The sequence below is a fragment of the Streptomyces sp. SS7 genome (assembly GCF_037993025.1).
Classification (GTDB): Bacteria; Actinomycetota; Actinomycetes; order Streptomycetales; family Streptomycetaceae; genus Streptomyces.
Genome location: NZ_CP141223.1, coordinates 4,997,953 through 5,013,167 on the forward strand (window position 1 = coordinate 4,997,953; position 15,215 = coordinate 5,013,167).

Genomic DNA, 15,215 nt, shown 5'->3' on the forward strand with positions numbered 1-15,215 from the left:
TCGGTGTGATCGGCCCCGGCGAAGGGAAGGACCACCCGGGGACCAGTCTGACGCACCGCACTGACAGTAGGTGCCTCTCGAGGTCAAGTCGTGACGAGGGGCAGCCGGACGCCGGAGAGCGAGTTGTGCACAGGACCCACTTCGAAACGGATTCCGAGCTCTCTCTAGTCGTCAGTAGTAGTAGGGCCTGTGGATACCGTGGATAACCCCGTTTTCGCAGCTCAGAGGCGATTTTTTATCCACTGGCCCTGTGGGCGGAGCCGGTGGACAACCGGGCCCGTCTGTGGAGAACGGAAAGTTCTGCACACTCCGTGCACAGGGAGGGGCGAGTTCTCCCCAGCATCGTCCCCAGCTTTACCCCCCTTTCCCACAGGCCAACCCGGCAACTTCGTGTGACGCCTTTCACTCGCCCCGGTGAGGAGGCGCGTCAGCTTGCCGAACAGTGGACAGACATGTGGAGAAACCGCTGATCGCTGGGGACAACCGGCCTCAGCCTGTGGGTTGCCGGTGGACAACTTCGTGCACACCCTGTGGATCATTTTTTTGTCCACAGCCTGTGGATGTCCTTTTTCCACGAATCCACAACCTGTTGACCTGGCTGGATGCTCCTCCCACAGGCTCGCCTGTGGATACAGTCTGGACAACTTCCGGGTCCCCAGGGTGTGGACGGCAAAAAGTCACCGAATCTGTGGAGAGAGGCCGTAACCCGGCCGGGAATCGAACAACGGACGGGGGACCGCCGCGACGCACGGACCGCTCCCGGGCTTCCCTCGGGGCTCCTCCGGACCTCCTCGGGGCCGTCCGCGGACCTCTTCGAGGACGTCCGTGGACCGCTTGGGGCCTCCCCAGCCCCTTCCCGGCCCGCGTCACCGGACCCCGGACACGCGAAAGGCGCCCCGGGATCGGCTCCCGGAGCGCCCTGCGTGGCGTCGTACGGCGGTCAGCCGGCCTTGATGCGGTTCGTCAGCTCGGTCACCTGGTTGTAGATGGAGCGCCGCTCGGCCATCAGATTGCGGATCTTGCGGTCGGCGTGCATGACCGTGGTGTGGTCGCGGCCGCCGAACAGCGCGCCGATCTTCGGCAGCGAGAGGTCCGTCAGCTCGCGGCACAGATACATGGCGATCTGCCGGGCCGTCACCAGCGCCCGCCCGCGCGAGGTCCCGCACAGGTCCTCGACCGTGAGCCCGAAGTAGTCCGCGGTGGCGCTCATGATGGCCGTGGAGGTGATCTCGGGCGCCGAGTCCTCGCCGCCGGGGATCAGGTCCTTCAGGACGATCTCCGTCAGCCCCAGGTCCACCGGCTGCCGGTTGAGCGAGGCGAACGCGGTCACCCGGATCAGCGCGCCCTCCAGCTCACGGATGTTGCGCGAGATCCGCGAGGCGATGAACTCCAGCACCTCCGGCGGGGCGTTGAGCTGCTCCTGCACCGCCTTCTTGCGCAGGATCGCGATCCGTGTCTCCAGCTCGGGCGGCTGCACGTCGGTGATCAGCCCCCACTCGAAACGGTTCCGCAGCCGGTCCTCCAGCGTCACCAGCTGCTTGGGCGGCCGGTCGCTGGACAGCACGATCTGCTTGTTGGCGTTGTGGAGCGTGTTGAAGGTGTGGAAGAACTCCTCCTGCGTCGACTCCTTGTCCGCGAGGAACTGGATGTCGTCGACGAGCAGGATGTCCATCTCGCGGTACCGCTTGCGGAAGCTGTCGCCCTTGCCGTCGCGGATGGAGTTGATGAACTCGTTGGTGAACTCCTCCGAACTCACGTACCGCACGCGCGTGCCGGGATACAGGCTCCGCGCGTAGTGTCCGATCGCGTGCAGCAGGTGCGTCTTGCCGAGCCCGGACTCGCCGTAGATGAAGAGCGGGTTGTACGCCTTCGCGGGCGCCTCGGCCACGGCGACCGCCGCCGCGTGCGCGAAACGGTTGGACGCCCCGATGACGAACGTGTCGAAGAGGTACTTCGGGTTCAGCCGGGCGGTCGGCTCACCGGGGCCGCCCCCCGACGCCGACGGCGCGGCCGGTGCCCCGGGCACCCCGGGTGCGCCGGGCCGCTGCGGCGGTCCGGAACCGGCCGGCGGCTCGGGCAGCTCGCGCCGGCCCGCGTCCCGCTGGTCGTACTCGGGCCGCTTCGGCTCGTAGGGCGCGGAGTCGTACGGCGGCCGCTCCATCGACTGCGGCCGGTAGTCCTGCGACGGCTGACCGTAGGAGGCCGGGGACGGCGACCCGTAGGGGTCCTGGGCCGGGGAACCGTAGGAGTCCTGGGACGGCGAGGCGTAGGGGTCCCGCTCGGGGAAGCCCAGCCGCTGCTGCTGCCAGCCGTAGTCGTCCTGCTGGGGCCGCGGCCAGGCGCCGGGCTCCGGGCGCTGGTACTCCGACGGGTAGGCGGGCCGCGCGGTCGGCAGCTGCTCGCCGCGCGGGCCCTCGCCGGAGGGACCCGGGAGCTGCTCGGCGCGGTGCCGGCCGTAGCTCCCGTCGTACGGGCTGTCGTAGGAGGGGTCGTACGTGCTGTCGTAGCGGCCCTTGGGCTCGTCGTACGGGCTGTCGTACGGGCCGGACGGAAGTTCGGGCTCCTCGTAGCGAGGCTTCGGCTGCTGCTGGACCGGGGGCGCCGACGGGGCCGGGGACTCGCCCACCGAGTCGTCGACGGTGATCGCGATACGGATCGGCCGCCCGCACTCACGGCTCAGCGTCTCGCTGACGATCGGTGCCAGCCGGCCTTCCAGTACGCCCTTGGCGAACTCGTTCGGCACGGCGAGCAGGGCCGTGTCGGCGACCAGCGCCAACGGCTGGCAGCGCCGGATCCAGTGCTCGTCCTTCGCCTCGACACCCTGGCCGCGGCCCTCACCGAGGAGCTGCTCCAGTACGCGTGGCCACACTGCGGCAAGATCGGCAGGTACGTCAGCCACAGGGCACGCTCTCTCGTGGGGGGTCCCACGCACGTGTGGTTGCGGGACGGGTCGGTAACCAGGGGTCAATGGAACGAATCGGAGTCCAGCCACGGTAGTCAGGGCGGCGGCTGCGGTTCAAGTTGTTGTCCCCAGGCTGTGGACAGTGTCTCTCGGTGACCCCTGGTTTGACCGGATGGCGCAGCCGCGCGTACCGTAACCAGGTCGAGTTGTCGATGGCTGCTGCCGCCTGCCTCCGATGGGCACAGATCGCGTCAGGTGATCGGGAAGCGGTGCACTCGGGCGTAACGAGAGCTACTCGTGGGCGCACGGTGACAGCCAGGACGGCACCCGCCACCACCGATTGATTTCTGGAGCCCCCGAGTGAGCAAGCGCACCTTCCAGCCGAACAACCGTCGTCGCGCCAAGACCCACGGCTTCCGCCTGCGTATGCGCACCCGTGCCGGCCGCGCGATCCTCGCGTCCCGCCGCAGCAAGGGTCGCGCCCGTCTGTCCGCCTGATCCCGGTCAGGTCATGCCGTCGTGCTGCCCACCGAGAACCGGCTGAGGCGGCGCGAGGACTTCGCGACCGCGGTACGACGGGGCCGTCGGGCCGGACGCCCGACGCTCGTCGTCCATCTTCGTAGCGGTGCCACGGACCCGCACGCGCCTGGGGAGAGCGCTCCCCCGACGCGTGCGGGTTTCGTCGTGAGCAAGGCTGTGGGCGGGGCGGTCGTCCGCAACAAGGTCAAGCGCCGACTGCGTCATCTGATGCGTGACCGAGTCGTTCTGTTGCCCCCCGGTAGCCTGGTAGTGGTACGGGCGCTGCCCGGGGCGGGTGACGCCGACCACGCACAGCTGGCCCAAGACCTGGATGCCGCCCTTCAACGGCTGTCGGGAGGGGGCGCGCGATGAAGTACCCGCTGCTGGCCCTGATCAAGCTCTACCAGTGGACGATCAGTCCACTGCTCGGGCCCGTGTGCAAGTACTACCCGTCGTGCTCCCACTACGGGTACACGGCGATCGACCGGCACGGCGCGATCAAGGGAACGGCACTCACCGCCTGGCGCATCCTGCGGTGCAACCCGTGGTCGCTGGGGGGTGTGGACCATGTCCCGCCGCGGAAGCGCCCGCGGTGGCACGAAATGCTGCGGGACGCCTGGCGTGCACGCAGGGGCGGGACCTCCGCCGCCGAAACGGCCACCGGGGAGAGCGTTTCCCCGAGCCCGGCCGCAGAGACCTCGTCCCATGCCCAAGGAGCATGATTAGTGGACACGATTGCCAGCCTCTTCAGCTTCATCACGACACCCGTTTCCTGGGTCATCGTCCAGTTCCACACGGTGTACGGCAAGATCTTCGGCCCTGACACCGGATGGGCCTGGGGCCTGTCGATCGTGTCTCTGGTGATCCTGATCCGCATCTGCCTGATCCCGCTCTTCGTGAAGCAGATCAAGGCGACCCGGGCCATGCAGACGCTCCAGCCCGAGATGAAGAAGATCCAGGAGCGCTACAAGAACGACAAGCAGCGTCAGTCCGAAGAGATGATGAAGCTGTACAAGGAGACGGGCACCAACCCGCTCTCCTCGTGCCTTCCCATCCTGGCGCAGTCCCCGTTCTTCTTCGCCCTCTACCACGTGCTCAACGGCATCGCCAACGGTGACACCATCGGCGTGATCAACCAGAGCCTGCTGGCGAGCGCGCAGAAGGCGCACATCTTCGGTGCCCCCCTGGCCGCGAAGTTCACGGACAGCGCCTCGGAGGCCTCGGCCCTCGGAGCCTCGCTCACGGACGTCCGGGTCGTCACCGCGATCATGATCGTCCTGATGTCGGCCTCGCAGTTCTTCACCCAGCGCCAGCTGATGACGAAGAACGTCGACACCTCGGTGAAGACGCCGTTCATGCAGCAGCAGAAGATGCTGATGTACGTCTTCCCCGTCATGTTCGCCGTCTTCGGCATCAACTTCCCCGTCGGTGTCCTCGTCTACTGGCTGACCACCAACGTGTGGACCATGGGCCAGCAGATGTACGTCATCCGCAACAACCCGACCCCGGGTTCCAAGGCCCAGGCCGCGTACCTGGACCGGCTGTACAAGCACGTGACGCACGCCGGCAAGACCCGCCGTCGCAGCGAGAAGACGATCATCAAGGCCATCGTCGCCAAGGGCCGCGACCGCAACGAGGCCGAGCGCAAGTTCATCAACGGTCTGGCCAAGGCGGGCCTCGCAGCCCAGGCCGACGGCACCGTGATGAAGAGCGACGGCCAGACCGTCGTGGAGACCGCCGAGGACGGCACCACCACGTCCACGTCCGCGGCCGCCGCCAAGCGCCAGCAGCCGAAGCGCCAGTCCAAGTCCCAGCGCCAGTCCGGTGGCCCGAAGGCGGCCGGTGAGACGACCTCGCTGAGCAAGTCCGACGAGCCCGAGGACGCCAAGCCCTCCGACGCCGCCCGGCCGTCCGCCTCGCAGGCCGGTACCGGGAACGGGCGCAGCAAGGCCCAGTCCGGTCAGCGCAAGGGCGGCCCGCAGCGCCCCAAGTCCCCGTCCAAGAAGTAAGAAGGAGCCCATCCCGTGACGGAAGGCACCACCTCCGCTGCCGAGGGTGCAGACACCCTGACCCGCCTGGAGCAGGAGGGCGAGATCGCGGCGGACTACCTCGAGGGTCTGCTGGACATCGCCGATCTCGACGGCGACATCGACATGGACGTCGAGGCCGACCGCGCCGCGGTGTCGATCATCAGTGACTCCGGCACCCGTGACCTGCAGAAGCTGGTCGGCCGGGACGGCGAGGTGCTGGAGGCGCTGCAGGAGCTGACGCGCCTGGCCGTGCACCGGGAGACCGGGGACCGCAGCCGGCTGATGCTGGACATCGCCGGCTACCGGGCCAAGAAGCGTGCCGAGCTCTCCGAGCTGGGTGCCAAGGCCGCGGCCGACGCCAAGAACAGCGGCGAGCCCGTGAAGCTGAAGCCGATGACGCCCTTCGAGCGCAAGGTCGTCCATGACGCGGTCAAGGCCGCGGGCCTGCGCAGCGAGTCCGAGGGCGAGGAGCCGCAGCGCTTCGTCGTCGTGCTTCCCGACTAGATTCGTTACGTACGTCACCCCCGGCCCCGTCTGTAGCGCAGGCGGGGCCGGTCTTTGTCAGCCTGGTTCTCTGGTGGTCGGCGCTGGACGCGCCGAAGCGGTACGGAAGGACGGTCCCCGTGACGGAGGCAGCAGAGCTCCCCCCTGCGCCTGAGGTGGCACGCGAGGTATTCGGTGATCGCTTCCCGGACGCGGTCCGGTACGCCGAGCTCCTGGCCGAGGCCGGTGTGCAGCGCGGCCTCATCGGCCCGCGCGAGGTGCCACGCCTGTGGGAGCGGCACATCCTCAACTGCGCGGTGCTCTCCGAGGTCGTGCCCGAGGGCGTGACCGTGTGCGATGTGGGCTCGGGCGCCGGGCTGCCCGGTATCCCCCTGGCGCTGGTGCGCGAGGACCTGAAGATCACTCTTCTGGAGCCACTGCTGCGGCGCACGAACTTCCTCACCGAGGTGGTCGAGCTCCTCGGCCTGGACCATGTCACCGTGGTCCGCGGCCGTGCCGAGGAGGTCATGGGCAGCCTTCCGCCCGTCCATGTGGTGACCGCCCGGGCCGTGGCGCCCCTCGACCGTCTGGCCACCTGGGGCATTCCGCTGCTGCGCCCCTACGGCGAGATGCTCGCCCTCAAGGGCGACACCGCCGAGGAGGAGCTGAAGAGCGCGGCCACTGCCCTGAGCAAGCTCGGCGCGGTCGGCACCTCGGTTCTCCAGGTGGGCGAGGACGTCGTCGATCCGCTCTCCACGGTGGTGCGGGTCGAGGTCGGGGAGAGCCCCGGTGGCGTGCGATTCGCGGCCAAGCGGGCGAAGGCTGCCCGGGCAGGCCGGGCCCGCCGCCGACGCTGAACGTACTCCACACAAGCTGCCCACCTACGTATGACGGAGTGTCGCGTCCGTTCGGGCGTAGGCGCTGTGCATCGTGTTTCACGTGAAACGTCGCTCCCTGCTGCACGGCATCATCGGCCGCGGTCGCGCCGCGGCCGAACCCCGCAAACGAAAGCCCCTCGGTTCACTCGATGCGGGGGTGGAGTTGTCCACAGAGGTGGATTTCTCCACAGAACAACAGGCCTCACTGGTTCGCGACCCCGAAGACATGGCAGGCTCTGTTCATTGCGAGCTTGAAGTCGAGGAGAGTGAATCCTTGCGGTCCGACGCCAACATCGCGGGACCGATGGCCGATCCGGTCCCCGGTCCCCGTACCGAGTCCTTGGGGGAGGATGTTTCACGTGAAACACCGCCCCCGATGGACGACACTCCGATCGGTCGTGCTGCCCAGCTGGCGGTGGAAGCACTGGGCCGCGCCGGCGAGGGTCTGCCACGTCCGGAGCAGACCCGGATCATCGTGGTCGCCAACCAGAAGGGCGGCGTGGGCAAAACCACCACGACGGTGAACCTCGCCGCTTCCCTGGCTCTGCATGGCGGCCGTGTCCTCGTCGTCGACCTCGACCCGCAGGGCAACGCGTCCACGGCCCTGGGAATCGACCATCACGCCGAGGTCCCGTCCATCTACGACGTGTTGGTCGAGAGCCGCCCGCTCGCGGAAGTCGTCCAGCCGGTTCCCGATGTCGAAGGCCTCTTCTGTGCCCCCGCCACGATCGATCTCGCCGGTGCGGAGATCGAGCTGGTGTCCCTGGTGGCGCGAGAGAGCCGACTGCAGCGTGCCATCCAGGCCTATGAGCAGCCGCTGGACTATGTCCTCATCGACTGCCCGCCCTCACTCGGCCTGCTGACGGTCAACGCCATGGTGGCGGGCGCTGAGGTCCTGATCCCGATCCAGTGCGAGTACTACGCACTGGAGGGACTGGGCCAGCTGCTGCGCAACGTCGACCTGGTGCGGGGGCACCTCAACCCCGCCCTGCATGTGTCGACCATCCTGCTCACCATGTACGACGGCCGGACGCGCCTGGCGTCCCAGGTCGCCGAAGAGGTGCGCACCCACTTCGGTGACGAGGTACTACGGACGAGCATTCCTCGCTCGGTCCGTATCTCCGAGGCGCCGAGCTATGGGCAGACGGTGCTGACCTACGATCCAGGATCGAGCGGCGCCCTCTCCTATCTTGAGGCGGCCCGAGAGATCGCGCTGAGAGGTGTGGGGATCAGCTATGACGCCACCCACGCTCATATCGGCGCTCAGAACAGTCCAAGCATGGTGGAGGGGATCCAGTGAATGAGCGACGGAGGGGGTTGGGCCGTGGTCTCGCCGCACTGATCCCTGCCGCCCCCACGGAGAAGACGCCGGCGCAGTCGGCGGTGACCGGCTCGACGGCCCCGGCGGCCGTCCCGGGTCTGCACGAGCGGGGTGTGGCCGCGGCGAAGGTGGCCACACTGCCGGCTGTTTCACGTGAAACAGAGGAGCCGTCGGCCTATGACGTCGTGGAGACGCCCGGGCCGCCCATCGGGGCGTACTTCGCGGAGATCCCTCTCGACGCGATCACCCCGAACCCGCAGCAGCCGCGTGTGGTCTTCGACGAGTACGCGCTGGAAGAACTCGTCATCTCCATCAAGGAGGTCGGTCTCCTCCAGCCGGTCGTCGTACGGCAGATGGGCCCCGGGCGCTATGAGCTCATCATGGGTGAGCGCCGGTGGCGGGCCTGCCGTGAGGCAGGGCTGGAGGCGATCCCGGCGATCGTGCGGGCCACGGACGACGAGAAGCTTCTTCTGGACGCGCTCCTGGAGAACCTGCACCGGGCGCAGCTGAACCCGTTGGAAGAGGCGGCTGCCTACGACCAGCTGCTGAAGGACTTCAACTGCACGCACGACCAGCTGGCGGACCGGATCGGACGGTCCCGTCCGCAGGTCTCCAACACCCTGCGTCTGCTGAAGCTCTCACCGGCGGTGCAGAACCGGGTGGCGGCGGGTGTGCTGTCCGCCGGCCACGCTCGTGCGCTGCTCTCCGTGGAGGACGCGGAGGAGCAGGAGCGACTGGCGCACCGCATCGTCGCCGAGGGCCTCTCGGTGCGGAACGTCGAAGAGATCGTGACCCTCATGGGCTCCCGGCCGCAGTCGGCGCAGCGCGCCCGGAAGCCGCGTGCCGGTGCACTGGTCTCTCCGGCGCTGTCCGAGCTGGCCACTCGGCTCTCGGACCGCTTCGAGACCCGGGTGAAGGTCGATCTGGGGCAGAAGAAGGGCAAGATCACCGTCGAGTTCGCCTCGGTGGAGGATCTGGAGCGCATCCTCGGCACGTTGGCCCCGGGCGAGGGCTTCGCCCTGCAGAAGGGGCTTGAAGAGGGGAGCGACGAGGAGGAAGCGGACGACTGATGCAGGGGCCCGCCCTGAGACCCTGTCACAGAGTGGCCTCGTGAGCGTCTGAGCGAGCCGTGCCCGGTGTGTCCGGAACACGGCTCGCTCTTTGCGTTCAGTCGGTATCGACGGGAATCGCATCGTGGATACGATGCGAGGGGGTATGGCGCATCCACCAGGCAGCACCTCGAAGCGGGAGGCGAGGGCCATGCGAACGATGAGCCGGACCGGACTGGTGAGCGCGGGGCTGGGGCTGGGGGCGGTCGGCGGCTTCGTCGGCAGTCTGCTCAGGGAACGCAACGCTCTGACAGCCGCTCGCGATGCCGCGGGCGAAGGAAGCGAGGAACAGCCTTCATGGGGCGTCGGCTTGTACCGCTTACGCTGGACAACCTTCAGGACCTTCCCAAGCGCTGTCGCTCGTGTGTCTTCTGGGAGTTGGATCCCGTCAGGGGTGCGGCCGCGCTGAAGGCGGGGACGGCCGCTCTGGAGAAGGAGTCCTGGATCTCCGCCGTCCTGCTGGACTGGGGATCATGCGGCCGGGTGGTGTACGTCGACGATCGTCCCGTGGGGTTCGTGCTCTACGCCCCGCCCGCCTATGTGCCCCGCTCGACGGCGTTTCCCACAAGTCCGGTGGCACCGGACGCCGTGCAGCTGATGACCTCGTTCATCATGCCGGGGTATCAGGGGCAGGGGCTCGGCCGTGTGATGGTGCAGACAGTCGCGAAGGATCTGTTGCGGCGCGGATTCAAGGCGATCGAGGCCTTCGGGGACGCCCGTTGGAAGGAACCCGGCTGTCTGCTCCCCGCGGATCATCTGCTGGCCGTGGGCTTCAAGACGGTCCGGCCGCACCCTCGTCACCCTCGGCTGCGGCTGGAGCTGCGAACCACGCTCTCCTGGAAGGAAGACGTGGAGATGGCCTTGGACCGGTTGCTGGGGGCCGTGCAGAAGGAGCCGGCGCTGCGACCGCTGTAGACCATGACGAAGGGGCCGGTCCTGGAGGACCGGCCCCTCTCGGTTTCACGTGAAACAGTGCGTTCGTGAAACAGTGCGTCACTCGGAGATGAAGGTCTCCAGGTCGCGGACGAGCGCGGCCTTCGGCTTGGCGCCGACGATGGTCTTGGCGACCTCGCCGTCCTGGTAGACGTTGAGCGTCGGGATCGACATGACGCCGTACTTCGCGGCCGTGTTCGGGTTCTCGTCGATGTTGAGCTTGACGATCTGGATCTTGTCGCCGTGCTCGGCGGCAATGGCCTCGAGGGACGGAGCGATCTGGCGGCACGGGCCGCACCACTCGGCCCAGAAGTCCACCAGAACGGGCTTGTCGCTCTTCAGGACGACCTCATCGAAGTCGGCGTCGGTCACATTCTTCAGGGTGCCGGCCACAGGGGGCTCCTTCATTCCTTGTGCGGTGGGGCGGGAGAGGGGGGCGGGGAGGTCAGACAGCGGTCTTCTCGGGCTCGGCCTGCTCTTCGTCGGCGAGGGCCGCGAGGAAGCGCTCGGCGTCGAGAGCGGACGAGCAGCCGGTTCCGGCCGCGGTGATCGCCTGGCGGTAGGTGTGGTCCACCACGTCACCGGCCGCGAAGACACCGGTCAGGTTCGTCCGGGTCGAGGGCGCGGCCACCTTCAGGTAGCCCTCCTCGTCCAGGTCGAGCTGGCCCTTGAAGAGCTCGGTGCGCGGGTCGTGGCCGATGGCGATGAACAGACCGGTGACCGCGAGGTCGGAGAGCTCACCGGTCTTGAGGTTGCGCAGCTTCAGGCCGGCCAGCTTCGGGTCGCCCTGGATCTCGGCGACTTCGCTGTCCCAGACGAACTTGATCTTCGGGTCGGCGAAGGCGCGCTCCTGCATCGCCTTGGAGGCGCGCAGAGTGTCCCGGCGGTGGACGATGGTGACGGACTTGGCGAAGCGGGAGAGGAAGGTGGCCTCCTCCATCGCGGTGTCGCCGCCGCCGATCACGGCGATGTCCTGGTCCTTGAAGAAGAACCCGTCACACGTGGCACACCAGGAGACACCGCGGCCGGAGAGGGCGTCCTCGTTCGGCAGGCCGAGCTTGCGGTGCTGGGAGCCGGTGGCGACGATGACTGCCTTGGCGCGGTGGACCGTGCCGGCCGTGTCCGTGACGGTCTTGACCTCACCGGTGAGGTCAACGGAGACGATGTCGTCCGCGATGAGCTCCGCACCGAAGCGCTCGGCCTGGGCGCGCATGTTGTCCATGAGCTCGGGGCCCATGATGCCGTCCTGGAAGCCGGGGAAGTTCTCCACCTCGGTGGTGTTCATCAGGGCGCCGCCCGCGGTGACGGCGCCTTCGAAGACCAGCGGCTTCAGCGACGCGCGCGCGGTGTAGAGCGCGGCGGTGTAGCCGGCGGGCCCGGAGCCGATGATGATCACGTTACGGACGTCGCTCACGGCTTTGTTCCTCGTCTCTGGTCTGCGTCGTTCGACCGGGGGGAGCTGCTCTGAACTCTCACCCCACCCAACGGATCCTAAGGGGCGCGCATTCCCGCTGTGTCCGGGCACACGGAGGGAGGACCCCCTGGGGAGAACCGCCGGGGACGGAGTCGCAGGTGGGCCGTCAGTGGCGGGTGTACGAAGCCTTCAGAAGGATCTTGGCCGGGCCGGACGAGGAATCCGTGACGCAGGTGCTGTCCATGAGATAGGCGTCGACCTTGGTGCTGTCGGAGGGATCGGGCAGCACGACGAGAAGCGCGTCCGTTCCCTTGTAGACGCCCGGCTCGGTGGCGAGGACCGTGTCCCCGCGACCGATGCCCTTCTGGACGCAGGTGGGGACGGTGGGCTCCGTAAAGACCCTGGGCCGCGGGCTGCCGGTGGTGCCTGCGATGCCCAGACTGTTGGGAGCCTTGGACCCCTGGGCCCGGCCGAGGAGATCCGTGACCTTCTGCTCCAGGGTGCCCTGGGCGAATGTGTCGGCGGCGGTGGACTGCCCGTGCGCGGAGGTCCCCGGTCCGCTGCCGCCGGTCAGCGAGGAGACCAGGATGCCACCGAGCCCCAGGGCGGCGGCACCGAGCACGGCGCTCAGCACGGCGACCCTGCGGCGTCCGCCCCGCTTGCCGCTTTTGCGGCCCGGGCCGGTGGTGGCGGAGCGGGCATGGCCGGAGGGCCGATCCGCGACGACCGCTGTTTCACGTGAAACATGGGGTGCCTCGGTGCCGACGAGAGCCGTGGCGCCCGTGGCCTCCCCGGCAGCCTCTGCCTCTGCCTCCGTCTCCGCCCCTGCCCCTGCCCCTGCCTCGGCCGTCGGGCCGGTGACCGCCTCGGCGGCGAGCGCTGCGTCGATACGCCGGGCGATGTCCTCCGGCATCCGGGGCGCCTCGGGGAACGTGCCCAGCAGGCCGCGGATCTCCTCAAGCGAGGTGTGCAGGTCGGCGCAGAGCGCGCAGCCGTCGAGGTGCCGGCGTATGTCGGCGCTCCGTGACGGGGCGAGCAGGCCCTCGGCGAGGTCGGAGATCTCCGTGACGTCCGGGTGCCCGGTCGTGTCCGTCGTCGATGTCACGTTCGTCCACCTCCGCCCTTCACCGCTGCTGAATCGCCTGATCCGGCGCTGGTCGCACCCTCCCCGGGAGGATCCGCTGCCGGTGGGACGGCTGTCCCCCGCGCCCGGTTCCGCCCGCTGTCGCCTTCCTTGGTGCCGCCGGAGTTTTCCGGCCTCAGATGGGTCAGCAGCGGCAGCAGTCTGGCTCTTCCCCGGGCACAGCGGCTCTTCACCGTCCCGGTCGGCACGTCCAGGATGCGGGCGGCCTCGGCGACCGGATAGCCCTGCATGTCCACCAGGACGAGGGCCGCCCGCTGGTCGGCGGGAAGGGTGCCGAGCGCTTCGAGGAGCTGACGGTGGACGTCGTTGCGCTCGGCCGGGGCGGCGGCGGACTCATGGGGTTCGAGCAGGTGCTCCAGGCGCTCGGTGTCGTCGACCGGGGAGGTCTTGCGGGAGGCCGCCTTGCGGGCCCGGTCGAGACAGGCGTTCACGGTGATGCGGTGCAGCCAGGTCGTGACGGCGGACTGGCCGCGGAACGTGTGGGCGGCACGGTAGGCCGACACCAGGGCGTCCTGGACGGCGTCGGCGGCCTCCTCACGGTCGCCCAGCGTCCGCAGGGCGACTGCCCAGAGCCGGTCCCGATGCCGCCGTACGAGTTCACCGAAGGCGTCGGGGTCGCCCTCCACGTGCCGGGCGAGGAGGTCCTGATCGCCGGCCGCTTCGTAGCCGCCCTGCGCCATGGGACCCCCTCCCCTTTCGGTGAGTCATCACCCCGTGAACTTCACGTCGGTGATCGCCTGCTTGTGGCCGGCGTTGCTGTACTGGTCGGACGGCTCGTAGGGCAGGGCCGTCAGCCAGACGAGGACGTACCGCGTCTTCACCGACTTGGTGACCTTCACCGTAGCGGTGGTCCCGTTCGTTGTGACGGTACCGATCTTCTGCATCGACTGCAGGGCGCTCGGGGAAGGTCGCAGCGAGTCCGTCGCGTACAGGTTCACGGTGGTGTGATCGCCGCCGTAGTAGAGCCCTATGGCCGCCGCGGAGACGTGCTGGTCGGAGCCCAGGTCGTAGACGATGCCCACACCCGGCTTGTACGGCGCCAGCTCCGGGCCGTCGATGAAGCTGGAGGTCCGCCAGTAGGTCGAGCTGTCGCCGTCGTACGTCTTCCCGACGTCGCCGGGGTGCTGCGAGTCGCCCTTGACGACGTACTCCGCCGCTCCCGCGACCTTCAACGTGGTGACGGGCTTCGGCGAGGCGCTGGCCTTGTCGCCGTCGTCCGTCGTCTGTGTCTTGTTGGTGTCGTCGGACTTGTCCCGGTCCATCAGGGCGTCCGCGAGCTGCCAGCTGCCCAGGCCGAGGGCGGCGATGAGCAGCGCGGAGACCGCCCACTTCAGGGCCCGGCCGGTGCGGCTCTGCAGCGGGGGCGGCGGGGTCGGGACCGGCTGTGTGACACCCGGGTGGGGCGCGGGGCGGCCGTAGCTGCCCTGCTGGTACGTCGTGCGCTGGTACTCCGGCGGCGCGGTGAACGCCGGCTCCGGCGGGCGGATCCGGGGCATCTCCCCGATCGCCTTCACCAGTTCCTCCGGCGTCGTGCACGCCGCCTCGTGCCGGGACGCGGTCGCCCCGTCGTTGGCGAGCGCGCGCATGGCCAGCTCGGACAGCCCCCGGTGGACACCGGCGCGCACCTGGTCGGGTGCGATCAGACCGACGTCCTTGGGCAGCCCGGACAGGCCGTGGGCGTCGTTCTCGTACGGCCAGCGCTGGGTGAGCGCCGCGTACAGCAGGGCACCGATCGCCTCGGTGTCGGTGCGCTGCGGGGTCTCCGAGGTGATGCCGCGCAGCGCGGCGTTGACCGCGAGCCCCCGGATGCGCCACTGGCCGGTGGAGGTGCGCAGGACCGCGCTGGGGTTCAGGCGCAGATGCGCCAGTCCCTCACGGTGCGCCGCCGCCATGGCCGAGGCGAGCTGACTGACCATCTGGTACGCGTCGTGCGGCTCCAGCGGGCCGGACGCCAGCAGTGCGGTCAGCTCGGTGGCATCGGGCAGCCACTCGTGGACGACGTAGACCAGGTCGTTCTCCTCGACCGCGTCCAGGACCTGGACGAAGCGAGGATCGCCGAGCAGCGCCGCCGAGCGGGCCGCGGCCAGCACCGAGCGGGCGCGGGCGTGGTCCGCGGGCAGGATGTGGACGCCCACGGCACGGCGGAGTTTCTCGTCGACCGCACGCCAACTGCTGAAACCGTCCAGACGGGTGACGCACTCCTCGAGGCGGTACCGCCTGGCGAGTTTGTGGCCGCTGTGCAGTTCAGGCGGTGAGGTCCGGCCGGGATGCTCGATCCCGCCACCCCCCTGTGCCTCGTCGCTGTCCGTGTCCCGCTCCCGGTTCTTGGCCACCCCGTCGGCCGTGGACTGGTCCGCCTGTGCGGTCAGCGGCTCATCGCCGCTGTTGTCTGCCACGTCGACGGCAGCCGTGCTCCGTTCCGCCACCGTCGTTCCTGCCTCCCCATCCCATGCGCGCCGCCGACCTCGTGCGCGCCGTCCGA

General features: G+C 68.9%; 15 protein-coding genes. 9 read left to right on the forward strand and 6 right to left on the reverse strand.

Annotated elements, in window-relative coordinates:
• Positions 1-940: 940 nt before the first annotated feature.
• A complete protein-coding gene (dnaA, locus tag U5640_RS23075; RefSeq protein WP_340377668.1) occupies positions 941-2,899 on the reverse strand; it encodes a chromosomal replication initiator protein DnaA in 1,959 nt (652 codons plus the stop codon).
• Positions 2,900-3,262: 363 nt separating this feature from the next.
• On the opposite strand from dnaA, the gene rpmH reads away from it, so the two are divergent.
• The 9 genes from rpmH to U5640_RS23120 all read left to right on the forward strand — a co-directional run bounded on the left by rpmH (position 3,263) and on the right by U5640_RS23120 (position 10,157).
• Positions 3,263-3,400 carry a 50S ribosomal protein L34 gene (gene rpmH, locus U5640_RS23080; RefSeq protein ID WP_003956500.1) on the forward strand — a complete coding sequence of 46 codons (138 nt, stop codon included), beginning with the start codon at positions 3,263-3,265 and terminating at the stop codon, positions 3,398-3,400.
• 21 nt (positions 3,401-3,421) lie between these two features.
• Positions 3,422-3,793: a ribonuclease P protein component gene (rnpA, locus tag U5640_RS23085; RefSeq protein WP_079079303.1), complete on the forward strand. Its 372-nt coding sequence runs from the start codon at positions 3,422-3,424 to the stop codon at positions 3,791-3,793.
• Positions 3,790-4,143: a membrane protein insertion efficiency factor YidD gene (gene yidD, locus U5640_RS23090; RefSeq protein ID WP_340377669.1), complete on the forward strand. Its 354-nt coding sequence runs from the start codon at positions 3,790-3,792 to the stop codon at positions 4,141-4,143. The genes rnpA and yidD overlap by 4 nt, the downstream gene beginning before the upstream one ends.
• 3 nt (positions 4,144-4,146) lie before the next feature.
• Positions 4,147-5,430: a membrane protein insertase YidC gene (yidC, locus tag U5640_RS23095; protein WP_340377670.1), complete on the forward strand. Its 1,284-nt coding sequence runs from the start codon at positions 4,147-4,149 to the stop codon at positions 5,428-5,430.
• A gap of 15 nt (positions 5,431-5,445) precedes the next feature.
• Positions 5,446-5,955 carry a R3H domain-containing nucleic acid-binding protein gene (locus U5640_RS23100; RefSeq protein WP_055632124.1) on the forward strand — a complete coding sequence of 170 codons (510 nt, stop codon included), beginning with the start codon at positions 5,446-5,448 and terminating at the stop codon, positions 5,953-5,955.
• Between the two features lie 119 nt (positions 5,956-6,074).
• Positions 6,075-6,791, forward strand: a complete 717-nt coding sequence (gene rsmG, locus U5640_RS23105) for a 16S rRNA (guanine(527)-N(7))-methyltransferase RsmG (RefSeq protein ID WP_340377671.1) — start codon at positions 6,075-6,077, stop codon at positions 6,789-6,791.
• A 247-nt stretch (positions 6,792-7,038) separates the two neighbouring features.
• Entirely contained in the window at positions 7,039-8,112 is a 1,074-nt protein-coding gene (locus U5640_RS23110; RefSeq protein WP_340385266.1) for an AAA family ATPase, read from the forward strand.
• On the forward strand, positions 8,109-9,203 hold the full coding sequence (locus tag U5640_RS23115) for a ParB/RepB/Spo0J family partition protein (RefSeq protein WP_340377672.1): 1,095 nt from the start codon (positions 8,109-8,111) through the stop codon (positions 9,201-9,203). Before U5640_RS23110 ends, U5640_RS23115 begins: the two co-directional genes overlap by 4 nt.
• 336 nt (positions 9,204-9,539) lie before the next feature.
• On the forward strand, positions 9,540-10,157 hold the full coding sequence (locus U5640_RS23120) for a GNAT family N-acetyltransferase (protein ID WP_133911126.1): 618 nt from the start codon (positions 9,540-9,542) through the stop codon (positions 10,155-10,157).
• A 78-nt stretch (positions 10,158-10,235) separates the two neighbouring features.
• Here U5640_RS23120 and trxA read toward each other — a convergent pair whose 3' ends face one another.
• The 5 genes from trxA to U5640_RS23145 form a co-directional block, all read right to left on the reverse strand.
• Positions 10,236-10,568 carry a thioredoxin gene (gene trxA, locus U5640_RS23125; protein ID WP_340377673.1) on the reverse strand — a complete coding sequence of 111 codons (333 nt, stop codon included), beginning with the start codon at positions 10,566-10,568 and terminating at the stop codon, positions 10,236-10,238.
• A gap of 52 nt (positions 10,569-10,620) precedes the next feature.
• Positions 10,621-11,589, reverse strand: a complete 969-nt coding sequence (trxB, locus tag U5640_RS23130; RefSeq protein WP_340377674.1) for a thioredoxin-disulfide reductase — start codon at positions 11,587-11,589, stop codon at positions 10,621-10,623.
• A 166-nt stretch (positions 11,590-11,755) separates the two neighbouring features.
• Entirely contained in the window at positions 11,756-12,694 is a 939-nt protein-coding gene (locus U5640_RS23135; protein ID WP_340377675.1) for a hypothetical protein, read from the reverse strand.
• Positions 12,691-13,413: an RNA polymerase sigma factor SigM gene (gene sigM, locus U5640_RS23140; protein WP_340377676.1), complete on the reverse strand. Its 723-nt coding sequence runs from the start codon at positions 13,411-13,413 to the stop codon at positions 12,691-12,693. Before sigM ends, U5640_RS23135 begins: the two co-directional genes overlap by 4 nt.
• A 27-nt stretch (positions 13,414-13,440) precedes the next feature.
• Complete coding sequence (locus U5640_RS23145; protein WP_340377677.1) at positions 13,441-15,159, reverse strand: protein kinase family protein; 1,719 nt, start codon at positions 15,157-15,159, stop codon at positions 13,441-13,443.
• Positions 15,160-15,215 lie beyond the last annotated feature (56 nt).

Coding starts and splice junctions, on each gene's coding strand:
- sigM (WP_340377676.1), bottom strand. CDS start 13,413: ATGGCGCAGGGCGGCTACGAAGCGGCCGGCGATCAGGACCTCCTCGCC.
- U5640_RS23120 (WP_133911126.1), top strand. CDS start 9,540: ATGGGGCGTCGGCTTGTACCGCTTACGCTGGACAACCTTCAGGACCTT.
- U5640_RS23110 (WP_340385266.1), top strand. CDS start 7,039: ATGGCAGGCTCTGTTCATTGCGAGCTTGAAGTCGAGGAGAGTGAATCC.
- yidD (WP_340377669.1), top strand. CDS start 3,790: ATGAAGTACCCGCTGCTGGCCCTGATCAAGCTCTACCAGTGGACGATC.